23 protein-coding genes are annotated in these 21,840 nt (G+C 63.8%); 9 read left to right on the top strand and 14 right to left on the bottom strand.

The window, feature by feature from the left end; all coding sequences use genetic code 11:
* Positions 1–167 precede the first annotated feature (167 nt).
* Both AB9K35_RS16165 and AB9K35_RS16160 read left to right on the top strand, forming a co-directional pair.
* The gene (locus tag AB9K35_RS16165) at positions 168–1,001 is read left to right on the top strand and encodes a thymidylate synthase (RefSeq protein WP_369927621.1); all 834 of its coding nucleotides are present in this window, start codon (positions 168–170) and stop codon (positions 999–1,001) included.
* Between the two features lie 33 nt (positions 1,002–1,034).
* The gene (locus AB9K35_RS16160) at positions 1,035–1,526 is read left to right on the top strand and encodes a dihydrofolate reductase (protein WP_369927619.1); all 492 of its coding nucleotides are present in this window, start codon (positions 1,035–1,037) and stop codon (positions 1,524–1,526) included.
* Positions 1,527–1,742: 216 nt separating this feature from the next.
* Here AB9K35_RS16160 and AB9K35_RS16155 read toward each other — a convergent pair whose 3' ends face one another.
* On the bottom strand, positions 1,743–1,949 hold the full coding sequence (locus AB9K35_RS16155) for a cold-shock protein (RefSeq protein ID WP_222453906.1): 207 nt from the start codon (positions 1,947–1,949) through the stop codon (positions 1,743–1,745).
* 189 nt (positions 1,950–2,138) lie between these two features.
* On the opposite strand from AB9K35_RS16155, the gene AB9K35_RS16150 reads away from it, so the two are divergent.
* Positions 2,139–2,456, top strand: coding sequence for an arsenate reductase family protein (locus AB9K35_RS16150; protein WP_369927616.1), 318 nt, complete (start codon positions 2,139–2,141; stop codon positions 2,454–2,456).
* A gap of 64 nt (positions 2,457–2,520) precedes the next feature.
* Here AB9K35_RS16150 and AB9K35_RS16145 read toward each other — a convergent pair whose 3' ends face one another.
* The 6 genes from AB9K35_RS16145 to AB9K35_RS16120 all read right to left on the bottom strand — a co-directional run bounded on the left by AB9K35_RS16145 (position 2,521) and on the right by AB9K35_RS16120 (position 8,431).
* Positions 2,521–3,084, bottom strand: coding sequence for a DoxX family protein (locus tag AB9K35_RS16145; RefSeq protein WP_369927614.1), 564 nt, complete (start codon positions 3,082–3,084; stop codon positions 2,521–2,523).
* Between the two features lie 4 nt (positions 3,085–3,088).
* Positions 3,089–3,844: a putative DNA-binding domain-containing protein gene (locus tag AB9K35_RS16140; protein WP_369927612.1), complete on the bottom strand. Its 756-nt coding sequence runs from the start codon at positions 3,842–3,844 to the stop codon at positions 3,089–3,091.
* Complete coding sequence (locus AB9K35_RS16135; RefSeq protein ID WP_369927610.1) at positions 3,841–4,695, bottom strand: DUF692 family multinuclear iron-containing protein; 855 nt, start codon at positions 4,693–4,695, stop codon at positions 3,841–3,843. Before AB9K35_RS16135 ends, AB9K35_RS16140 begins: the two co-directional genes overlap by 4 nt.
* Before the next feature lie 69 nt (positions 4,696–4,764).
* The gene (locus AB9K35_RS16130; protein ID WP_222453901.1) at positions 4,765–5,070 is read right to left on the bottom strand and encodes a DUF2282 domain-containing protein; all 306 of its coding nucleotides are present in this window, start codon (positions 5,068–5,070) and stop codon (positions 4,765–4,767) included.
* Positions 5,071–5,300: 230 nt separating this feature from the next.
* Positions 5,301–7,247, bottom strand: coding sequence for a threonine--tRNA ligase (gene thrS, locus AB9K35_RS16125; protein ID WP_369927607.1), 1,947 nt, complete (start codon positions 7,245–7,247; stop codon positions 5,301–5,303).
* Positions 7,248–7,411: 164 nt separating this feature from the next.
* Positions 7,412–8,431: a DUF4105 domain-containing protein gene (locus AB9K35_RS16120; protein WP_369927605.1), complete on the bottom strand. Its 1,020-nt coding sequence runs from the start codon at positions 8,429–8,431 to the stop codon at positions 7,412–7,414.
* A 133-nt stretch (positions 8,432–8,564) separates the two neighbouring features.
* Between AB9K35_RS16120 and AB9K35_RS16115 the strand changes: the two genes are divergently transcribed.
* The 3 genes from AB9K35_RS16115 to AB9K35_RS16105 all read left to right on the top strand — a co-directional run bounded on the left by AB9K35_RS16115 (position 8,565) and on the right by AB9K35_RS16105 (position 10,702).
* Positions 8,565–9,314 carry an alpha/beta hydrolase gene (locus tag AB9K35_RS16115; RefSeq protein WP_369927603.1) on the top strand — a complete coding sequence of 250 codons (750 nt, stop codon included), beginning with the start codon at positions 8,565–8,567 and terminating at the stop codon, positions 9,312–9,314.
* 46 nt (positions 9,315–9,360) lie between these two features.
* Positions 9,361–9,786, top strand: coding sequence for a VOC family protein (locus tag AB9K35_RS16110; protein WP_369927601.1), 426 nt, complete (start codon positions 9,361–9,363; stop codon positions 9,784–9,786).
* Between the two features lie 121 nt (positions 9,787–9,907).
* Positions 9,908–10,702, top strand: a complete 795-nt coding sequence (locus tag AB9K35_RS16105) for an alpha/beta fold hydrolase (protein WP_369927599.1) — start codon at positions 9,908–9,910, stop codon at positions 10,700–10,702.
* Here AB9K35_RS16105 and AB9K35_RS16100 read toward each other — a convergent pair.
* Both AB9K35_RS16100 and phaZ read right to left on the bottom strand, forming a co-directional pair.
* The gene (locus AB9K35_RS16100) at positions 10,693–11,271 is read right to left on the bottom strand and encodes a DUF6151 family protein (protein ID WP_369927597.1); all 579 of its coding nucleotides are present in this window, start codon (positions 11,269–11,271) and stop codon (positions 10,693–10,695) included. The two genes, AB9K35_RS16105 and AB9K35_RS16100, sit on opposite strands and share 10 nt — an antisense overlap.
* A 4-nt stretch (positions 11,272–11,275) precedes the next feature.
* Entirely contained in the window at positions 11,276–12,562 is a 1,287-nt protein-coding gene (phaZ, locus tag AB9K35_RS16095) for a polyhydroxyalkanoate depolymerase (protein WP_369927595.1), read from the bottom strand.
* A gap of 131 nt (positions 12,563–12,693) precedes the next feature.
* On the opposite strand from phaZ, the gene AB9K35_RS16090 reads away from it, so the two are divergent.
* Together AB9K35_RS16090 and AB9K35_RS16085 are read left to right on the top strand one after the other, a co-directional pair.
* Positions 12,694–14,499 (top strand): PHA/PHB synthase family protein, encoded by a 1,806-nt coding sequence (locus AB9K35_RS16090; protein ID WP_369927593.1) that lies wholly within the window; start codon positions 12,694–12,696, stop codon positions 14,497–14,499.
* Positions 14,500–14,632: 133 nt separating this feature from the next.
* Entirely contained in the window at positions 14,633–15,082 is a 450-nt protein-coding gene (locus AB9K35_RS16085) for a phasin family protein (RefSeq protein ID WP_222453892.1), read from the top strand.
* Positions 15,083–15,221: 139 nt separating this feature from the next.
* Here the strand turns inward: AB9K35_RS16085 and AB9K35_RS16080 are convergent, their stop codons facing one another.
* Positions 15,222–16,091: an NAD-dependent epimerase/dehydratase family protein gene (locus AB9K35_RS16080; RefSeq protein ID WP_369927591.1), complete on the bottom strand. Its 870-nt coding sequence runs from the start codon at positions 16,089–16,091 to the stop codon at positions 15,222–15,224.
* Positions 16,092–16,286: 195 nt separating this feature from the next.
* Here AB9K35_RS16080 and phaR point away from each other — a divergent pair, with 195 nt between their 5' ends.
* Positions 16,287–16,841 carry a polyhydroxyalkanoate synthesis repressor PhaR gene (gene phaR / locus AB9K35_RS16075; RefSeq protein WP_222453890.1) on the top strand — a complete coding sequence of 185 codons (555 nt, stop codon included), beginning with the start codon at positions 16,287–16,289 and terminating at the stop codon, positions 16,839–16,841.
* A 138-nt stretch (positions 16,842–16,979) separates the two neighbouring features.
* Here the strand turns inward: phaR and AB9K35_RS16070 are convergent, their stop codons facing one another.
* The 4 genes from AB9K35_RS16070 to AB9K35_RS16055 all read right to left on the bottom strand — a co-directional run bounded on the left by AB9K35_RS16070 (position 16,980) and on the right by AB9K35_RS16055 (position 21,786).
* Positions 16,980–18,185: a DegT/DnrJ/EryC1/StrS family aminotransferase gene (locus AB9K35_RS16070; RefSeq protein ID WP_369927588.1), complete on the bottom strand. Its 1,206-nt coding sequence runs from the start codon at positions 18,183–18,185 to the stop codon at positions 16,980–16,982.
* Positions 18,186–18,321: 136 nt separating this feature from the next.
* Positions 18,322–19,632: an NAD(P)/FAD-dependent oxidoreductase gene (locus tag AB9K35_RS16065; protein WP_369927586.1), complete on the bottom strand. Its 1,311-nt coding sequence runs from the start codon at positions 19,630–19,632 to the stop codon at positions 18,322–18,324.
* Positions 19,633–19,747: 115 nt separating this feature from the next.
* Positions 19,748–21,106: a glutamine synthetase family protein gene (locus tag AB9K35_RS16060; protein WP_222453887.1), complete on the bottom strand. Its 1,359-nt coding sequence runs from the start codon at positions 21,104–21,106 to the stop codon at positions 19,748–19,750.
* Positions 21,106–21,786, bottom strand: coding sequence for a type 1 glutamine amidotransferase (locus AB9K35_RS16055; RefSeq protein ID WP_369927584.1), 681 nt, complete (start codon positions 21,784–21,786; stop codon positions 21,106–21,108). Before AB9K35_RS16055 ends, AB9K35_RS16060 begins: the two co-directional genes overlap by 1 nt.
* Between the last annotated feature and the right edge of the window lie 54 nt (positions 21,787–21,840).

Below are 21,840 nucleotides of genomic sequence, written 5' to 3'. Positions count from 1 at the left end.
AGGCCGCAACCGTGGCGGATGGGATACCTGCATATTGTAGCCAGGGCGTAGTTTGGGTGCAAATATTGTGGGTTTCATCTGGCGCAAGCGCGAAACTTTTTGACTTGGCGCGACGCCGGACAGGCGGTATGCGGGGAGGGCAAACGCAGTCACGACGGGGTGCCGCCATGCAGCAATATCTGGACCAGCTTCGCTACATCCTGGAGCACGGAGAGGTGTCGGATGATCGCACCGGCACCGGGACGCTCAGCTGTTTTGGCATGCAGGCGCGGTATTCGCTGGCGGAGGGATTTCCGCTGGTGACCACCAAGAAACTGCACCTGCGCTCCATCGTGCATGAGCTTTTGTGGTTCCTGTCGGGCGACACCAACATTCGATACCTGAAGGACAACGGCGTCTCGATCTGGGACGAATGGGCGGATGAGAGCGGCGACCTGGGGCCGGTCTATGGGCACCAATGGCGGGCCTTCCCACGTCTTGAGCCGCTCCCGGGGACCACCGGGGATGAGCCGCTTTATCGTGCGGGCAGCGTCGATCAGATCGCCGAACTGGTCGAGATGATCCGCAAGAGCCCGGACAGTCGGCGCCTGATCGTCAGTGCCTGGAACCCGGCTGATGTGCCGGACATGGCATTGCCGCCGTGCCATACGCTGTGGCAGGTGCGGATCATCGGCGGCAAACTGCATTTGCAGCTGTACCAGCGGTCGGCCGACATGTTCCTGGGCGTGCCGTTCAATATCGCGTCCTATGCGCTGCTGCAGGCGATGCTGGCCCATGTCACCGGCTATGAGCCGGGGGATTTCGTGCATACGATGGGCGATGCGCATATCTACTCCAACCACGTCGAGCAGGTGAAACTGCAGTTGTCGCGTGAGCCGCGACCGCTGCCGCAGCTGCGCATCAAACGTGAGGTCAGCTCGATCTTCGACTTCAAGTACGAGGATTTCGAGTTCGTGGATTATGACCCTCACCCCGCCATCAAGGCACCGGTCGCGGTCTGAGACGACCGGTCGATAGAACAAGGAAGACAGCAGATGATTACCCTAATCGCTGCGCGGGCGCGCAACGGGGCCATTGGCAAGGACAATGACATCCCCTGGTTCGCGCCGGAGGATCTGAAGGCGTTTCAGCGCGAAACGCTCGGTGGTGCGCTCATCATGGGGCGCAATACCTGGGACAGTTTGCCGGTGAAGCCCTTGAAAAACCGGTTGAACCTGGTCGTGTCCTCCAACCCCGAGGCCGCGGAAACGGTGCTGCCCTCGGTGTCCGCGGCCGTGGCGGCGGCGCAGGTGCAGGGCTACCGTCGGATCTATGGGATCGGCGGAGAGGGGATCTACCGCGAGATGCTGGCGATGGCGGATCGCTTGCTGATTACCGAAGTGGACCTGGAGATTGCAGACGCCGATGCCTATTTCCCAGACTTCTCCGCGCAGGACTGGCACCGGTTGGGAGAGCAGCCTCTGCGGGCCGAAGACCCGGCCTGCGTGATGGTGGAGTATCTGCGCAAGACGCCGCGGAACGGCTGAGGTTTCCGGTTGCCAAAGCCCGCTGCGCCCAGGCCGGAAGTGGTACCGGGCGCAGAGGTCAGCTTGGGGCGGGCTCGCGACTTGGCGTGTCGTCAGACCAGAACCGGCTTGCTGCGTCGGGCAGGATCCCTGTAGGCAGTCTGTATCGTCATGGTCGTAAAGGCCCGGGGTGCCACGGGTCAGACGGCCAGCGCCGTCAGGACCGGTTGCACCGGATCACAACGCCTTCAGGTCCGCCGCCATCTGGCGACCGTCGCGCCCTTCGGACAGTTCGTAAGCGATCTTCATGTTGTCGGCCAGTCCGGTCATGCCGGACCGTTCAACTGCTGAGATATGCACGAACACATCTTTGCCGCCTTCGTCAGGTTCGATGAACCCGTACCCTTTGGTGGTGTTGAACCACTTCACGGTGCCGCTTGGCATTTCCCGTGTCTCCTTCTAGTTTGCAACTTGCCTTGGGGATCCCCAGGGCATCCGGCCACGCCCCGGCACGACTGGCCGCAGGCAAGGCTGGACAACCTAGAGTTTTGCACGGGTCCGGCGAAAATCAAGAAAAACTGGTGAATTCTACCATCAATTCTGAAGATTTCTGTCGACCGCCTTGGAGGCGTTATGAAGATTTACGGGCTGAAAAACTGTGACACCTGTCGTAAGGCGCTGAAACAGTTGCCAGATTTCTCTCTGGTGGATGTGCGCGCCGAAGCGGTGCCGGATGCGGTGTTGCAGGCAGCGCACGCTCAATTCGGCAGCAAACTGGTGAACACCCGTTCGACGACATGGCGCGGGCTGAGCGAAGAAGAGCGTAGCGAAGCGCCCCTGGTGCTGCTGCGCGCGCATCCGGCGCTGATGAAACGGCCGCTGATCGAGCGCGACGGAGAATTGTTCCTGGGCTGGGACAAGTCGGTGCAGGCGGCCCTGGGGCTGGGCTGAGGCGACAGGGCAGAGGGCAGGCACCGCTGCTGCGGCAGGGTGCCTGTCACATGGGGCATCCGGATCAGCTGGGGACGGCTGCCACCCTGCGGCGCAGGAGTGCGTCCACCGACAGTGCGCCGCCGCCGCGAACCACCAGATAGGCCAGCAGGAACAGCCAGAACAGCCGCTGGTCGAGGATCACCGCATCCGGGAAGCGGTCGAACATCGCCCCCAGTGTCTTGGCGTCGGTGGCGCCATGGCCGATCACATCCGTCAGTGACTGCACGACGACGAATCCGATCATCCCGAGGGCGGCCAGCCGGGTTGCCAGCCCGAGGACGATCAGCAGCGGCAGGATGAATTCGGCGTAGGTGCCGGCCAGCACCACCAGTTTTTGCAGCAGGCCGAACTGCGAGACGTCATAGCCTGCGGCCTCCAGCTGCTTGGGGAAGATCTGGCTGTAGGCGCCGATCGAGGGGCTGAACAGCCCAAGCAGGCCATCGCCCAGCTTGGTCAGGCCGGAGTTCCAGAAGTAGAGCAGCAGCGTCGAGGCAAAGACCAGCCGCGCAGCCAGCGGCAGCAGCCAGCGTCCGGCGCGCTCGACCTGGCTGAAGACGGCGTCGTGAATGGTGACAAATGCGTTCATGGTCTTACCCTTTGTTGTCGAGCCCGGTGATCGCGCCGCCCTGCAACAGCAGGGTCAGCGTCGCGCCGAGGTCAAAATCTTGCTGGTCTTCGGCGGCCGCCTCGAGCGCCGTGCCGATGGTCTCACCTGCCTGGATCGCCGCGATCCAGGCTGCGCCGCCGGGCGGCAGCAGCTGTGGCAGCGGGTCGTACTCTGGGCGGGTGATCAGCACGTCCTGCGCTTGCGGCTGCGGCGCGGGCGCGCCGGATTCGGTGTTGAAGCGCCAGATCGCATGCACCGGCCAGGGCGAGCGCAGGACTTGCACCGCGGGGGCCAGCCGCAGTCGCGTGCGCATCAGCGCCTCTGCCCCGAGCTGACCGAGCACCTCCGGTGCAATGGCGGCGGCATCGGCAGCGTGATAGGCGCGGCGCAGGGCCAGCTCCAGCCGGGCGACATCGCCGAGATAGCCGAGGTGCCTGAGCTGCTCCATGCCTTCCAGAAAGGCGGGGAAGTCTTCGCCGTAGAACATCATCAGCGGCGAGGCTGGCGGGTGCTGCCGCAGGTAGAGACCCGCCAGCCCGTCCATGTTCTGCTTGCCCAGCAGTTTGGCGATCACCGGGAAGGCGGTGTGCATTGCCTCTGTCAGCGAGGCGGCGACATTGTTGCGGTAGACGTCAAAGCGGCGGCCTGCGGGCTGGCCGTGCTGATCCACCAGCCCGTCCGGCACCTGCTGGCCCGCATCCATCAGGGCGCGGGTGAAGTCTGCTTGCGAAACACTCATGCCGGGATGCGCTCCAGCGCGGCTGCGGCGCGGGCGGCTTCGGCCTCCAGCACGGGCCAGTCCGGCACGTCGTTGTCCCATTCCACCAGCACCGGCCTCGGGCCTGAACGCGCCAGCGTGTAGTCCAGCAAGGCCCAGACCGGATCGGCGATCTCGCGGCCGTGACTGTCGATCAGCAACGGGCGGCCGTGCTCATCCGCATCGGTGTCATGGCCGCCGAGGTGGATTTCGCCCACATGCGCCAGCGCGAAGGCGTCGATGTAGCCCTGCGGCGAGAAGCCGAGGTTGGTGGCGGAGACAAAGACGTTGTTCACGTCCAGCAGCAGCCCGCAGCCGGTGCGGCGGGCGATCTCGGCAAGGAAATCGGGCTCTGACCAGGTGCTTTCGGCAAAGGCCAGATAGCTGGAGGGGTTTTCCAGCAGCATCGGCCGGGCGACGGTATCCTGCAGCTGATCGATGTGGTCGCAGATCCGCTGCAGGCTGGCGTCGGTATAGGGCAGCGGCAGCAGGTCGTTGTAGAAATGGCTGTCGTGGGTCGACCAGGCGAGATGTTCGGAAAAGCTGGCCGGGTTCAGCCAGCCCACGAGGTGCTTCAACCGAGCGAGGTGGTCCGGGTCCAGCGGGGCCTCACCACCGATCGAGAGGCCGACGCCATGCACCGAAATCGGGAACTTCTCGGCCAGGTGGCGCAGCTGCGCCAGCGGGCGGCCGCCGTCGCCCATGTAGTTCTCGGCGTGGATTTCCAGCCAGGCAACACGGCCCGCGTCCTGCATGATGGCAGTGAAATGCTGCGGCTTGTAGCCGATGCCCGGTGCGGCGGGCAGGTGAGTCTGTGAGGCGGCGTCACGCATGGGGGTCCCCGTCGTCAGGGTGCAAAAAGGGCGGGAAAACCATGCTCCCGCCCCTTGATGTCAAATGGCTTAGGCCGGCAGGTCGCGTTCCAGCGGCTCCAGCGAGCCCTTGCGCTCGGTGCCGTCGGCCATGGCGGGCAGGTCGATGCTTTCGCAGGTGCCTGCATCGACCAGGGTCCAGGCGTTGCCCTGGTAGTCGGTGGTCGACGTGCCGGCGCAGGTGGTGCCGGGTCCGGCGGCGCAGTCGTTCTGACCGGCCAGAGACACGCCGTAGCATTTTTCCTTGGTGGCGGCAGCGGCGGGCACGGTGGAAGCAGCGGTCAGCGCAGCGGCGACGGCGCTGGCAACGGCCAGGGATTTTGCGGTGTTCGACATCTGGTAGGTCCTTTCGGTATCTGCATCCGGTGTCGTGATGACACTAGAACCCTAACCCGTGGCTACGGCGCGTTGAAGTCACGAGGGCGTGTCTCACGCCTGCGTCAGAAACCGTTACGGATTTGTCGGGGAGCTGTGGTCCCAAAGTGCTGAAAAGCGGCGATAATTGCAGTCTGTGACACAAAAACGGCCCCGCGAGGGGGCCGTTTCCGAAATTGCAGCGGCAAATGTTACAGCAGGTCGGGCGGGGTGGCTTCGACCGCCAGCGCCTTTGTAACATTTTCCAGGCTCTCGACGCTGGTGCGCTTTTCGCCGAGGCGGCGGATCGAGACGGTGCGCTCCTCGACCTCGCGGTGGCCGACGGCGAGAATGACCGGCACCTTGCCCACGGAGTGCTCGCGGACCTTGTAGTTGATCTTCTCGTTGCGGATGTCGGCCTCGGCGCGCACGCCTGCGGCGCGCAGGGTTTCGACCACCTCGTTGACGTAGTCATCCGCCTCGGAGGTGATGGAGGCCACCACCACCTGGCGCGGCGCCAGCCAGAACGGCAGCTTGCCGGCGTGTTCCTCGATCAGGATGCCGATGAAACGCTCGAAGGAGCCGAGGCAGGCGCGGTGCAACATCACCGGACGGTGCTTGGCGCCGTCCTGGCCGATGAAGCTGGCCTCCAGCCGTTCGGGCAGGTTGGCGTCCACCTGCAGGGTGCCGCACTGCCAGTTGCGCCCGATGGCGTCGGTCAGGGTGAACTCCAGCTTGGGGCCGTAGAAGGCGCCTTCGCCTTCGAGCACCTCGTAGTCGTAGCCCGCCGCCTTGCACGCATCGCCGAGCGCCTGTTCCATGTGGTCCCAGGTCTCGTCCGAGCCGATCCGCTTTTCCGGGCGGGTGGAGAGCTTGATGGTCCAGTTGTGGAAGCCGAGGTCGGCATAGACCTTGGACAGGAAGGCGATGAACTTGGCGGTTTCCGAAGTGATCTGGTCCTCGGCGCAGAAGATGTGACCATCGTCCTGGGTAAAGCCGCGCACCCGCATGATGCCATGCAGCGCGCCCGAGGGCTCGTAACGCGCGCAGGAGCCGAACTCGGCCATCCGCAGCGGCAGGTCGCGGTAGGATTTGAGGCCCTGGTTGAACACCTGCACGTGGCAGGGGCAGTTCATCGGCTTCAGCGCGTTCACCGCCTTTTCGCGGGCGTGGTCCTCGTCCACCTCAACGATGAACATGTTCTCCTGGTACTTGTCCCAGTGGCCGGATTTTTCCCACAGCTTGCGGTCCACCACCTGCGGGGTGTTGACCTCGACGTAGCCGTCGCGGTCCTGCATGCGGCGCATGTAGTCCTGCAGCGTGGTGTAGATGCGCCAGCCGTTGGGGTGCCAGAAGACCTGGCCGGGTGCCTCTTCCTGCATGTGGAACAGGCCCATTTCCTTGCCCAGCTTGCGGTGGTCGCGCTTGGCGGCCTCTTCCAGCATGGTCAGATGGGCCTTCAGCTTCTCCTTGCCGGTGAAGGCCACGCCGTAGATCCGTTGCAGCATGGCGCGGCTGCTGTCGCCGCGCCAGTAGGCGCCTGCGATCGACATCAGCTTGAAGGCATCGCCCGGCACCTGGCCGGTGTGCTGCAGGTGCGGGCCGCGGCACAGATCCTGCCAGTCGCCGTGCCAGTACATGCGCAGCGGCTCGTCGCCGGGGATGCTCTCGATCAACTCGACCTTATAGGGTTCGTTGTTGTCGGTGTAATACTGGATCGCGCGGTCGCGCTCCCAGACCTCGGTGCGGACCTCATCACGCTTGTTGATGATTTCCTTCATCTTCTTTTCGATGGTGCCGAGGTCTTCGGGGGTAAAGGGCTCTGCGCGGTCGAAGTCGTAGTACCAGCCGTTCTCGATCACCGGTCCGATGGTGACCTTGGTGTCGGGCCAGATTTCCTGCACCGCACGGGCCATGATATGGGCGAGATCGTGGCGGATCAGCTCGTTGGCCTGATCCTCGTCCTTCATGGTGTGGATGGCGATGGTGGCGTCGGAGTCGATCGGCCACTGCAGATCCCAGTGCTGACCATTGACGGTCGCCGAGATCGCTTTTTTACCTAGCGAGGTGGAGATGGAAGACGCGACCTGCGCAGGGGTGATGCCTGCGTCGAAGGATCGTGCGTTGCCATCGGGGAATGTAAGAGAGACTTGGGCCATGCTGCTGGCTGCTCCTCGTCGGTTTGGCGCCCACAGAACGCCCGGTTGCGGGTTATGGTGTCCGCCCGATTTGGCAGGCAAGGCGCAGGGTGTCAAGACGGCCGCGGCGCTGCCTGTGGCCCCCCGGCGTATTTTTCCCGCTGCGATAACAGCTTGGCCGCCGGTCAGCTGCCGACGTTATCCAGTGCCGGGGCGGGCACCCCGTCGCGGATCACCGCGGAGTAGTCGGGGGTCACCCCATGGGCCTGTGCGATCGGGGTGATGCTGCCGAGGGCGCGCAGTTCCTCGACGCTGTAGCTCTGGTCCAGAACACCCTGTTCCCATGCGTAATCGGGCAGGTAGCCGTTGGCCAACAACCGCCAGTCCAGCGGCACGTCCGGGGCAAAGCGGCGGATCAACCCCATGACCACCGAGGAACAATTGGCGGTCAGCGAATTGTACCACTGTGGCTGCGCGGCCAGCGTGTTGGCGGCATCGACGTATTCCAAGAGCAGGGTGCGGGCGGTCTCCGGGCTGACATCGATGCGGAACAGTTGCACGTTCTCGCCGCGTGCGTTGGTGCGGGTGGCCACCACGTCGCGCTCGTCGGCGGCGATCAGCACCAGGGTGTTGGATTTGAACAGATCCGCGATCGGGGAGAAGCCGCCGCCCTCCTTGCGCCGCACCTCGGCGGACCAGGCGACATGCTCGCCGCCCTCGAAGCCGAAGCTGACGATCATATGGGCCATCTGCGGCCCGGCCCAGTAGGACATGAACAGATCAACGGTTTTAATCCGGTCGAGGTCATAGCTGCGGGTCTCCCAGGCTGCGGTGAACTCCTCGGGCGTTTGCCAGGAGAAGTTGCGCACGTTGGTCAGGGTCAACTGGTTGCCCTCGACGGTTCCAGTGACCTGTCGCGCCACATCCGGTGCCCAGTTCCCGGTCGCGGGCGGGGTGAGGCTGGACCACCACAGGATGATCGCTGCCAGCGCCAGTGCAAATGTGGTCAGCCCCCTGAGCGCCGAACGCCGCCGCAGGGTCAGGATCACCATCAGGCCCAGCAGCGCAAAGCCCCCCGCCAGGAGCCAGCGCCACACGTCGTCCAGGGGCAGTCGATACCACAGCGCCATGGCGCCCCAGGCGGTGGCCAGCGCCACCGCGAGGGCGACAGCGGCAATGACGATGGCCTTGATGATCCTGAACATGCCCTAGATCCCTTGTGCAATTTTGCGCGGACCATAAGGAGGGTTGCAGGGGGCATGCAAGCGATGCGTGGTGCGGCTTGCCGAGCAGGCGCGAGCATGCCACATCTGGTGAAAACGACAGGAGATCACAGACATGCCCGCCACAGAGTTTCTGGAGACCGCGCAGGGACGCCGGATTGCCTATCACAAGACCGAGGGGCAGGGGCCCTGTGTCGTGTTCCTCGGCGGATTGAAGTCCGACATGGAAGGCACCAAGGCGGTGCATCTGGAGGCCTGGGCCAAGGCACGCGGTCAGGCGTTCCTGCGGTTCGACTATTCCGGCCACGGCGAAAGCTCGGGCCGGTTCGAAGACGGCTGCATCGGCGACTGGCACGAGGACACGCTGGCCGCGGTTCAGGAGCTGACCGAGGGGGAAATCGTGCCGGTGGGATCGTCCATGGGCGGCTGGCAGGCGCTGCTGCTGGCGCGGGAGATGCCCGAGCGGATCAAGGGCATGGTGACCATCGCCGCCGCACCGGACTTCACCGAGGATGGCTATTGGGCCAATTTCAGTGACGCCCAGAAGGCTGAGCTGGACAGCCGCGGCTATGTCGAACTGCCGAGTGATTACATGGAGCCCTATCACATCTCCAAGCGGATGATCGAAGACGGGCGCAAGCGGCTGGTGCTGCGCTCGCCGCTGTTCCTGCCGTTCAAGGTGCGCTGCCTGCAGGGCACTGCCGACACCGCGGTGTCGACCGAAACCGCGCTGCGGCTGATGGATCATGCAACCTGCCCGGACATGCGGTTGACCCTGGTCAAGGATGCCGATCACCGCTTCTCGGACGAGGCCTGCCTGAAGATGATCGAGGATGCGGTGCTGGATGTCCTGGGAGCGGCCTGAGGGCGGCTTCCATTCGTGACAAGCGCAGACGCGGAGGACAGAGGCGATGGAACAGCGTATCAGCCTGATCACCCTGGGGGTGCCGGATGTGGAAAAGGCGGCTGCGTTTTACGAGGCGCTGGGCTGGCGGCGGGCCGAGAGCCCGGACGGGGTGATCGCCTTCGACCTGATTTCGCAGACGCTGGGTCTGTATCCCTTGACCGCCTTGGCGGCGGACATCGGCCTGCCGGAGGACGCCCTGGGCACTGGGGCCGTTTCCCTGAGCCACAACACCCGCAGCAAGGAAGAGGTGGCGGAGCTGCTCGCGGCTGCCGAAGCCGCCGGGGCGGAGATCCTGAAACCGGCGCAGGATGTGTTCTGGGGCGGGCATCACGGCTACTTCCGCAGCCCCGATGGGCACCTGTGGGAAATCGCCTTCAACCCGTTCTCCGCGCTGTCACCCGAAGGGGCCTTTCGCTGGAACGGCTATTGACCGTGGCGGCAGGGTGGCAGCCGGAACGAAAGTTTTCCCCGTGTCACGGTTTTCCTTGAAGCGACGCGGTGCGCCTTGCACAGTTTCATGACGGGTGGAGGGCAAACCGTGAGGGCAGCAGATGCCTGAAAAAGAGCAGCCGTGTCGCGAACCCCTGGTTCTGTTGCCGGGCATGATGTGCGACGGGCGGATTTTCGAGGAACAGATCCGAACCTTTTCGGGCAGCATGCCGGTGATGGTCCTGCCATTGGCGGGTGGCAGCACTGTGGCGGAGATCGCCGAGCAGATGCTTGGCCATCTGCCGCCACGGTTTGCGCTGGTCGGCTATGGCATGGGGGGCGTTGTGGCGCTGGAGCTGATCCGGCGTGCGCCGCAACGGATCAGCCGTTTGTGTCTCATGGCCGTCAGCCCGTTGGCAGATACCCCCTTGCAGGCCGCGGATCGCGAACCGCAGATCGTGGCGGCCCGGGCGGGGCGACTGGCAGACGTGCTGCCCGCGCTCATGCCGTTGGAGGCGCTGGCACCGGGACCGCGGCGGCAGGAGATCCATGACCGGTGGTTGCAGATGGCGCTGGCGCTGGGGCCGGAACTGTTCGTGACGCAGGCGCGGCTGATGCAGCGGCGGCCGGATCAGCAGGCGGTTTTGCGGCGGATCCACGTGCCTGCCCTGGCGCTGTGCGGCGCCGAGGATCCGCTGGCGCCGGTGTGCAAGCACGAGTTGCTGGCGCAGATGATGCCGCAGGGTCGGCTGGAGGTGGTCGAGAATGCCGGGCATCTGCCACTGCTGGAGCAGCCGGCGGTGGTGAACCGGGCCTTGCTGCATTGGCTGGCGATGCCGAACCGTGCCAAGATGCCGCGTCCGGTGATCGTTACCGACGCGCGCTCCGGGGCCGGTGCCGCCGGTGCCTACGGGTAGAGCGCGGCGCGGCGTGACTTGCTGATCAATTCTGGCTCGGCCACGGGGCGACCGGTGACCGCGTCGAAAAAGGGTGTCTCCTTCCAGCGCCCCGAGAGGCGCGATGCGATCATGCGGCTGAGAATGCCCCAGGCCATCGCACCGCCGCCCTTCGTCGTGGGGGGCTTGCCGGGCACGGTGGACGGTATGAAGGCCCGGGCGCGGATCTTGCCCAGAGCGGTTTTGTCCTGAAACAGATCGGCGCGCATCCCCGCAAAGGGCAGGCCGGGCCGGGCGAGCGTGTTGGCAAAGGGCGTGCCGCAGCAGGCGGCATACCAGCGCAACGGGCCGCGCGGTCCCAGCCGGATCGCCCGCAGATGCTCTGCGCCGTGGGAGATGGTGATGCTGTCAGGGGCCAGCTGGAACAGCTCCACCGGGTCCGGTGCCGGGTCGGTCTGGCCGTGGTACAGCTCGTTGGCGCGACAGTCGGCGCAGTGGCAGACCAGCCGCAGGCCGGTCTTGATCCCGGCCTCCGAGACTTCTCCCCGCAGTGCCCCGCAGGTGCAGGCGAATGCCTGTGGCCCTGCCATCCGATCAGGCCGGAGTGGGTTTGCGCGCGGGTTTCCGCGAGGTGTTCTTCGCGACCGGGCGGCGGCTGTTTTCGTTCATGAAATCAATCACCAGCGGCCGGATGTTGTCGCGCCAGCTGCGGCCCGCGAAGATGCCGTAATGGCCCGCGCCGGGCTCGACATGGCTGGCCTTCTTGCTTTCGGGCAGTCCGGTGCAGAGATCGAGGGCCGCGATGCACTGGCCGGGCGCCGAGATGTCATCATTGGCGCCTTCGACGGTTTTCACGGCGACATCGGTGATCTTGCCGATGTCGATCTTGTGACCGGCGACGACAAATTCGTTGCGGGCGATTTCGCGGTTCTTGAAGATCCGTTCGACCGTCGACAGGTAGAACTCGGCCGTCATGTCCATGACGGCGAGATACTCGTCGTAAAACCGGTTGTGGGCATCGTGGTCCGACGCCTCGCCGCGCGATACGCGCTGGATCTGATCCATGAACGCCTTGGAGTGACGCTCACCGTTCATCGACATGAAGGAGGCCAGTTGCAGAAGTCCGGGGTAGACCTTGCGGCCGACGCCCTTGTACTTGAAGCCGACCCGCTGGATCATGGTTTCCTCGAGCTGGCCCATGGTCACCCGGCGGCCGAAATCGGTGACTTCGGTGGGGGTGGCGTCGGGATCCACCGGGCCGCCGATCAGCGTCAGTGAGCTGGGCTGCGCCTTGGGGTCCTGTTCCGCCAGGTAGGCGGTGGCGGCAAGGGTCAGCGGCGCCGGCTGGCAGACCGCCACCACGTGGCAGTCGGGACCCAGCTCCCGCATGAAGTCGGCAAGGTAGAGCGTATAGTCCTCGACGTCGAATTTTCCTGCGGAAACAGGAATATCGCGGGCATTGTGCCAGTCCGTCACGTAGACTTCACAATTGACGATCAGGCTTTGCACGGTGGAGCGCAGGAGGGTGGCGTAATGGCCGGACATCGGGGCAACAAGCAGCACCTTGCGCGGCTGTTCCTCGCGGTCGTTGACCTTGAAATGGATGAGGTCGCCGAACGGGCGTTCAACAACGGTGACGATGTCGACCAGATGGTCCTTGCCGTCCTCGCAGGTGAAGGTGCGGATACCCCAATCGGGTTTCACGACCATGCGTTGGTAGGTCCGCTCGGTCACCTCGCCCCAGGCGGCCATCCAGCTGAGGGCCGGATTTGGCAAGGCGGAGAAGACCGGGTACGATGCCATGGAGAGGGCCGTAGCGCCCAGCCATTGGTTGGTGTTCCGGACCGTTTCCATCAGGTCGTAGGTCATCATGTAGCGCATGCGGGGCTCCTTCGGCTCTGCCCTGGCGTCGGGATCTGGACACTTCGGAACACCGGACCTTTCGCCGCTTTGCCCCAAGAAGTGCAGATGCTTATTCTGCATAGCAGAAAGCCTATGAGGGATTCTTTTATATGACAACTGGTGACGGATTATCCAAGGCAGCCAATTCCGAGAGCATTGAAAAGCTTGCGAAAAACATGGCCCGCGTGGAGGAGTTAAGCAAGCGGCTGGCCGATGTCATGGCGCAGAAGGTGCCGCACAACCCGGCGCTCGACGGTCCGAATCAGGAGCTTTATGCACGTGCAGCAACCGCCTACTGGTCGCAGATCATGCAAAATCCCGCCAAGCTTCTGGAGCAGCAGATCGCCTTTTGGGGAAAATCTGTGCTGAATTTTGCCGAAGCCCAGCAGGCATTGACGGCCCCGCCGGAGGGTAGTGAAGCGCAGGACAACGACAGGGATCGCCGTTTCGCCAACCCCCTGTGGGACAACAACCCCTACTTCCATTTCGTCAAGCAGCAGTACCTGACCAACGCTGAAACCATCCGCAATGCGGTGCAGGAAGCGGTGGAGCTGGAGGAGACCGACAAGAAGCGTCTTGCGTATTTCGCCGACCAGATCATCGAGATGATGGCGCCCACCAATTTTCTGCCGACCAACCCGGACGCGCTGGAGCGGGCGGTGGAAACGGAGGGCCAGTCGCTCATTGACGGGCTGGAAAACCTGGTCTCGGATCTTGAGGCCAACAATGGCGAGCTGGTGGTCCGGCTGGCGGATGAAAGCGCCTTTGAGCTGGGGGGCAACATCGCGACCACCCCGGGCGAGGTGATCTATCGCAACCGCCTGATGGAGCTGATCCAGTACACGCCCACCACCGAAACGGTGCATGAAACGCCGATCGTGCTGTTCCCGCCATGGATCAACAAGTATTACATCCTCGATCTGAAGGCGCAGAACAGCCTTATCAAGTGGGTGGTGGACCAGGGCTATACCTTGTTCGTCGTCTCCTGGGTCAACGCGGATGAAAGCCATGCCGAGATCGGCATGGAGGATTACATCCAGGAGGGGTTCCTGACCGCCATCGAGACGGCCAAGGACATCTGTGGTGTCAGCCAGGTGAACGCGGTGGGATATTGCATCGCGGGGACCACGCTGGCGCTGACGCTGTCGCTGCTGAAGCAGCGCGGCGACAAATCGGTGAAATCGGCAACCTTCTTCACCACGCTCACGGATTTCGGGGATCAGGGCGAATTTACCCCCTTCCTGCAGGATGATTTCGTTGATGGGATCGAGGCGCAGGTGGCCGAGGACGGGCTGCTGCGGTCCTGGGTGATCGGGCGTACGATGTCCTTCCTGCGCTCCAAGGACCTGATCTATGGACCTGCGGTGAAAAGCTACATGATGGGGGAAACGCCGCCCGCCTTTGACCTCTTGTACTGGAATGGCGATGGCGCCAACCTGCCAGGGCGCATGGCGATTCAGTACCTGCGCGGCCTGTGTCAGCGCAACGAATTCGCCGGTGAGGGTTTCGAGCTGCTGGGCCATCGCCTGCGCCTGCGCGACGTGGAGGTTCCCTTGATGGCCATCACCTGCGAGACCGACCATATCGCGCGGTGGAAGGACTGCTATCGTGGCGTGCAGCAGATGGGATCGCGCAGCAAGACCTTCGTCGTGTCGCAATCCGGGCATATCGCGGGCATCGTCAATCCGCCCAGCAAAAAGAAGTACGGCCATTACACCAACCCGGATCTGAAAGGGGACAGCGATGCCTGGATGGCGGGCGCGGAGTTCCACGAGGGCTCCTGGTGGCCGCGGTGGCAAGCCTGGCTGAAGCCCCGGTCCGGCAAGCAGGTGCCCGCCCGTGAGGTGGGTGAGTCGGGCCTTGAACCCTTGGCACCGGCGCCGGGGACCTATGTAAGGGTCAAGGCAAACCGTTGATTTGCCCGGATTTGCGATTTTTTTCTGCAGCGCAGCAAGAAAAATCTTGAAATGCTGCGTTGCAGAAACGATATTCAGGTCATGCTGAAGAGCGCAGGATGGTCCTGCCGCAGCTTTCTGAGGAATTAGAACTATGGCAAAGACCCAAGATTTCACCGCGATGATGAAAGACTTCATGGGCGCATTCCCCGTCGACACCAAGGCGATGGAAGACATGTTCAAGAACACTGCTGCCCTGAACGAAAAACTGTCCGCTGTTGCGTTGGACGCGGCCGGCAAATCTGCCGAGATCTCCAACAAGTGGACCAAGGAAACCCTGGCCAAGCTGAGCGACGTCGCCAAGGTCAAGGAAGACCCGGCTGACTATGCCAAGTCGGCAACCGATTTTGCTTCGGCTTCCGCCGAAGTGGCTGCTGAAAACCTGGCAGCCTTTGCCGAAGTGGCAAAGAAAGTCCAGATGGACACGGTTGAGCTGATGATGGCGGCTGGCAAGGATATCTCCGAAGAAGCCTCCGCCGCGGTCAAGAAGGCCACCGCCGAGGTGACCACCGCCGCGAAGAAGGCATCGGCTGCTGCCAAGTAAGCCGCCGCTGACAACAGGACGTACACGGGCTGGTACCGGCTCTCCTCCCTTAGGTACCACACCGTGAGAAAAGGCAGGCCTGATGGCCTGCCTTTTTGCCGTTTGCGGGCCATGCGGCGCGGTGCGGTCCAGCCACTGGCTAAAACGCGGCGGCGCGGAAGTCGGGCAGCCGGGGTTGCCAGCCGGTCAACCGTCGCAGCTTGTCGGAGGCCATCTGCTGGTCCAGTGTCGGACCTTCGGCCCAGTCGCCATGGGTGAACAGCACATGTTTGAGCGAGCGCACCACATAATCGCCGGGGTGGCCGTGACGGCGCGCGATTTCCTCGGTGACCGCGGCCACTGGGACCCCGGCCTCGGCACTGGCGTTGAAGTGGCCGGTCAGGTCTGGCCGCTCGAGCAGGAGCCGATAGGCGCGCGCCAGATCGTCGCGCTCCACCAGCGGCCAGCGCGTGCGGATGCTGCCCCAGATCTCGAACGGTTGCTGCGCGCGGGCGGCAGCCAGGAAATCTGCAAAGGCACCGCCGCCTTGATGATAGACCATGGCCGGGTGGATCACCGCCGCCGAGACCGCCGGGGCGGCAAGGATCCGAGCTGCGTTTTCCTGCATCCAGGCAAAGGATTTGATCGGATGCAGCGGGCTGGATTCATCAGCCACGCGTGGCCCGGTCGCCCCATAGAGCCAGCAGCCGCCGGTATATAGCAGCCGCAGCGGTTCGGGACGCAGGGCTGCCTGTCGCAGGACGGCGTCCATCGCGGCGCGGTCCACAGTCCCCATATCCGTGTCGAAGGTGGCGGCCAGCTGGATCACGGCGTCCACCGATTGCACCTGCCGCGCCCAGAGGCCGGGCTGGCGCAGGTCGCCACGCAGCGGTTGCGCGCCCATGCCGCGCAGGGTGCGGTCGGAGGCGCTGGAGCGGCTGAGGCCGCTCACCTCGTGGCCGTGGCGGCACAGCTCCCGCGTGACGGCGGTGCCGATGGTGCCGGTACCTCCGAGGATAAAAACTTTCATGTCCGGAAATCTCCTGCTGTCGAATCTGTTCCGGAATGATCTGTAAAAGCTGAAGCTTACTTCAGGTCAAGCACCGCCGATCCCGCTGCGCGGCGCGGGCGGGCAGGGATGGTGCGCCGGTTGCACGAAGGCTTCCCTTTTGTTCTGCAGTGGCATAGGCTTTGCTGCAATGCGTCATGACCGGGGAGGAAGTAGATGGCAGAACAGGAAAAACCGCTGCTGATCAAACGGTACGCCAGTCGCCGGTTGTACAACACCGAGACCAGCGACTATGTCACTCTGGAGGATATTGCCGGGTTCATTCGCGACGGCCGCGAGGTGCAGATCGTCGATCTGAAGACCGGCGATGACCTGACACGGCAATATTTGCTGCAAATCATCGCGGAACACGAAAGCCGCGGTGAAAACGTGCTGCCGGTCAACGTGCTGAACGACCTGGTGCGCAGCTACATGGTGCCGGGCGGTGGGGTGATGCCACAGTTCCTGCAGACGTCCTTCGAGATGCTGCGCGAAAGCCAGTCGCAGATGATGGAGAACATGAATGCCATGAATCCGATGGCGCAGATGCCGGGGTTCGAGGCGCTCAAGGCGCAGCAGCAAGCGTTTCTGAAGGCGATGACCGGTGGCTTTGGCGGCCAGGGCTGGACAGGCGGCAGCCGCGAGGAAGCCACGAGTGACAGCGGCGAGGATCTGGACGAGATCAAGAAGCAGCTGGCCGCGCTACAGGAAAAACTGTCAAAGATGAAATGATCCGGGCGGCGCTCCCGCCTGTTTTGCGCCATTCAGATGAATGACACCCACAGTTGGGCGTGGCACCGCTAACGCGGTGCCACGCTTTTTCTATGCAGAAGGGCGTTGTCCGGCTGAGACCGGCCAGCCGCTCTGGCGTCAGGCGGCGGCCTTGCCCATGGTTTCGTCGGCGGCGGCCAGCAGAATGTCCGCGATCACGTCGAGTTCTTCGCGGCTGAGGCGCACCGGCAGGCGCACGTCGCAAGCTTTCATCAGCATCGCACGGGTTTTCGGCAGTTCGGGAATGTCGCGCAGGAACTGCCAGTTCCAGAAGGCGCGGGCATTGTCCTGCGACAGCCCGAACACCTGGACCTTCACACCTTTTGCATCGGCTGCAGACGCAAAAGCGCAGATCTGCTCTTCGGTGAGGCCGACAAGGTTGAACTGGATGGAGTCCGGTGCGCGCCGCTCGGGTGTCAGTGGTGCGGGCACGTCAAAGAAGGGCGAGGCGTTCAGCCGCTCCGCGACATAGTCGTGGTTCTTCAGACCGTCGCGGACCCGCCGGGCCAGCTCAGGCAGTTGCGGGCGGATCACCGCGGCGGAGAGGTTGCTCATCCGCAGGTTATACAGCGGCAGCTGGTTCTGCCACTTGGTAAAGGCCTGTTCCAGGTCCGGCGCATTTTCACCGCGCGGTCCCTTGTGTTTCTTCCAGTTGTGCTCGTAAGCGCCGGACATGATGACGGCGCGGGCGATCAGGTCAGCGTCATCGGTGATCAGGATGCCACCCTCGCCGGCGTTGACCATCTTGTAGGATTGGAAAGAGAAGCAGCCGACTTTGCCCAGGGTGCCGATGTTCTGCCCGTTCCAGGTGGTGCCCAGCGAATGGGCCGCATCTTCGACCACCGGGATGCCGCGGGCATCGCACAGCGCCATGATCGCATCCATGTCGGAGGTATGGCCGCGCATGTGGCTGATGATTACCGCCTGCACGCTGTCCAGCTTGGCCGCGAAATCCGCCATGTCGATACGGTAGTTGTCGCCAACCTCGCACAGCACCGGCACGCAATCCGCATGCACCACCGAGGAGGGCACCGCGGCAAAGGTGAAGGCGGGGATCAGGACGCGGGCGTCGCGGGGCAGGCCAAGCGCCTTCAGCGACAGGAACAGCGCCGCCGAGCAGGAAGACACCGCCAGCGCGTATTTGCTGCCCAGAAGTGCTGCATATTCTTGCTCCAGCAACGTGACCGGCGCGTTTTCCGGCGCGGTATAGCGGAACAGGTCGCCCGACTGCATCAGCGCGTCGATGGCTTCGCGGGCAGCTGCGGGAATGGGTTCAGCGTCATGCACGTTGGGCGGCTGGGCCATATTTCAAAATCCTGAATAATTTCTGTGGCAAATCTAAAACTAAGAAGCGCGCCTGCCAAGAGCTCCCTTGGCGGAAACCTGCGCCACGGGGCTTTTTTCACAAAAGTGTTGCGCAAGGTCGCGGAGTTCCGCCGGTTCAGACCCCGATGCGATCGCGCAGGGCAAACCAGGTCATTGCCAGTGCCAGCAGGGGCGTGCGCATTCCCGGCCCGCCGGGAAACCGCGGCGCCGGAACGCGCGCGAGCGTGTCAAAGCCTTCGGCCTGGCCCTGCACCGCCCTGGCCATCAGCTGGCCAGCATGGGTGGCGGTGCCGACGCCATGGCCGGAATAACCCGAGGCGGTCAGCACATTCGGCGCCAGCCGCGCAAGATAGGGCATGCGTTTCATGGTGATGCCCAGGGTGCCGCCCCAGGCGTAATCCACCTGTACATCCTTCAGATGCGGAAAAATCTCCGCCATCGGTTTGCGGACGGTTGCGGCAATATCGGCCGGGAAGCGATAGCCGTAGCTCTCGCCGCCGCCGAACAGCAGCCGTTTGTCGTGGCTGAGGCGGAAGTAATTCACCACGAACTTGGTGTCCGCCACCGCCACGTCGCGAGTCAGCACGCGCGCGGCGTCATCGCCCAGGGGCTTGGTGGCGACGATGAAATTGTTGATCGGCATCACCCGCGCGGCAACTTGGCCATTGAGCCCTCCGAGGTAGCCATTGCAGGCGAGGATCAGGTGATCCGCTGTCACGGTGCCGCCCGCGGTCCTGACACGCAAGGTGGGGCCTTCTTCGATGTCGAGGACCTCGCTGCCTTCGTGGATCTTCGCCCCGGCCCTATCCACGGCGCGGGCGAGACCCAGGGCATAGGCCAGCGGATGCAGGTGACCAGCACCCATGTCCAGGGTGCCGCCAACGTAGGCGGGCGAGGGGCAGAGCGCCTGCATGCCGTCGCGGTCCAGCAGCTCGATCTGGTCATAGCCGTAACGCTTGTACAGATGTTCGGCATAGGCGTGTTCGTGGCGTACTTCGCCCGCGGAGAAGCAGGCGTGGCTCACGCCCGGCTTCAGGTGGCATTCGATGCCATGGCGGGCAATCAGAGATTTCACGAGTTCCTTGGCGTCCTCGGCCAGCGACCACAGCTTTTGCGCATCGTCTTGCCCGACCAGCTTCTCCAGCCCGGTCTGCTCCATCCGCTGACCACTGCCGAGCTGGCCGCCGTTGCGCCCCGAGGCGCCAAAACCAACGCGCTGAGCTTCCAGCAGCACCACCGACAGGCCTGCTTCGGCCAGATGCAGGGCTGCCGACAGGCCGGTGTAGCCAGCGCCGACGATGCAGACATCGGCGCGCACGTCGGCCTGCAGCCGGGGGAAGGGCGGCAAGGGGGTGGCGGTGGCTGCGTACCAGCTGTTCGGGTATTCGCCCTTGCGGTCATTCGAATAGAGCAGGTTCAGAGCCATTGCGTCACCTCATATGGGAGGCCGGCCGCGGCCTGCCGGGCGCAGCGCTCCCCTCTTCATCTTTCCAGAAATACTCAAATGCGCTGGCGCTGCACCGGGGCGCAGCGCCGGGGGGTTACACGTTCAGCAGAAGATGTTCGCGCTCCCAGGGGGAAATCACTTGCAGGAATTCCTCGTACTCCGTGCGCTTCACGATGGAATAGACGCGGGCAAACTCCGGGCCGAGAACCTCGTGCAGGGCGGTGGCCGCGTCGAACAGGTCCAGTGCCTGGCCCATCACCTGGGGAATATCGCCTTCGCCCTCGTAAGCATCGCCCTTGAACTGTCTGCGCGGACGTTCTTCCCGTGTGAGGCCCAGATAACCGCATGCCAGCGACAGCGCGATGCCCAGGTAGGGGTTGCAGTCCATGCCGGCGATACGGTTCTCGACCCGCCGGGCCGCAGGGCTCGACAGCGGGATGCGGATACCGGTGGTGCGATTGTCGCGCGCCCATTCCAGGTTAATCGGCGCGGCATGATCCTTCACGTAGCGGCGGTAGGAGTTCACATAGGGCGCCATCACCGCCAGACCCGAGGGCAGGTGGTTCTGCAAGCCGGCGATGAAGTTGTAGAAGGCGTCGGTCTCCCCGCCTTGCGGGCCGGAAAAGATGTTCTCGCCGGTTTCGATATCGATCACCGAGTGGTGAATATGCATGGCGGAGCCGGGTTCGTCCTCGATCGGCTTGGCCATGAAAGTGGCAAAGCAGTCGTGGCGCAGCGCCGCCTCTCGGATCAGCCGCTTGAAGTAGAACACCTCGTCCGCCAGTTTGACCGGGTCGCCATGGCGCAGGTTGATTTCGAGCTGACCGGCGCCGCCTTCCTGGGTGATGCCGTCGATCTCGAAGCCTTGCGCTTCGGCGAAGTCATAGATGTCGTCGATGACCGGGCCAAACTCGTCCACTGCGGTCATCGAGTAGGCCTGGCGTGCGGCCGCCGGGCGACCCGAGCGCCCCATCATCGGCTTGATGCCATGGGCAGGGTCGATGTTGCGGGCGACCAGAAAGAATTCCATCTCGGGGGCGACCACGGGCTCCCAGCCGCGGTCGCGGTAGAGTTGCACCACGCGTTTCAGCACGTTGCGCGGGCTGAAGGGCACCGGCTGGTCGTCGCGGTCATAGGCGTCGTGGATCACCTGCAGCGTCCAGTCGCCGGTCCAGGGGGCGGCGGTGGCGGTGGACATGTCCGGCTTCAGCGTCATGTCCTTTTCGATCCAGCCATCCTCATCCGCCGCATCGGCCCAGTCGCCGGTAATGGTCTGGTAGAAGATGCTGTCGGGCAGGTGGAAATAATCTTGCCGCGCGAATTTCGATGCCGGTACCGCCTTGCCCCGGGCGATACCGGGGAGGTCCGAGATAACGCATTCAACTTCGTCGAGACGACGGCCCTCCAGGTAGGTTTTTGCTGCTTCGGGAAGGTCGTCGAGCCAAGCTGACATTAGGTCCTCTCTTTCCTGTAAAACTCTGCGAGGAAGGTTGCGATTTGCTGGTTGTCCACGGGGGTATCAAGTTTGGAGGCGGCCGCGTCGAGCAGCGTGTCCGGCACCACGCCACGGCCGCGTTTTTCGATCAGCCCCCCGACAAAGGCGCTGGGGAACTCCGGGTGCGGCTGCCAGGAAATGATGTGATCGCCATAGGCCAGAACGCCGTTGCGGCAGAAGCTGTTGCCGCCCAGCACGCGGGCGGTTTCGGGCAGTTCGACCACCTGGTCCTGGTGCCAGGCATTCAAGGTCAGATCCTTGCCGTCGACCGTGTAGGTGACCGGGCCGATGGCCCATCCCCCGGTGTATTTCTCGACCTTGCCGCCAAGGGCCTGGGCGATGATCTGATGGCCAAAGCAGATCCCGGCCAGCGGCTGCTTGCGGGCATCTATGGCACGGATCAGGTCTTCCAGCGGCGCGATCCAGGCGTGGCCTTCGTAGGCCCCGTGCTTGGAGCCGGTGATGAGCCAGCCGTCAGCGGCTTCGGGGCCGTCGGGAAAGATGCCGTCGACCACAGCCCAGGTCTGGAATTCAAATCCGTTGCCGCCCAGGAGTTCGCAGAACATCGCGTCGTAATCGCCGAAGTCGCCATAGAGATCCTCGGGGGAGTGGCCGGTCTGCAGAATGCCGATTTTCATGTGTCACCAATATGATCAAATTTAGCCTAGCCGAGGCGTGAAGGCCTGGCAAGA

It is taken from the genome of Leisingera sp. XS_AS12 (genome assembly GCF_041224635.1).
GTDB lineage: Bacteria > Pseudomonadota > Alphaproteobacteria > Rhodobacterales > Rhodobacteraceae > Leisingera.
Note: the sequence above shows the minus strand (reverse complement) of the source record. Positions and strands in the feature narration are given on the sequence as shown.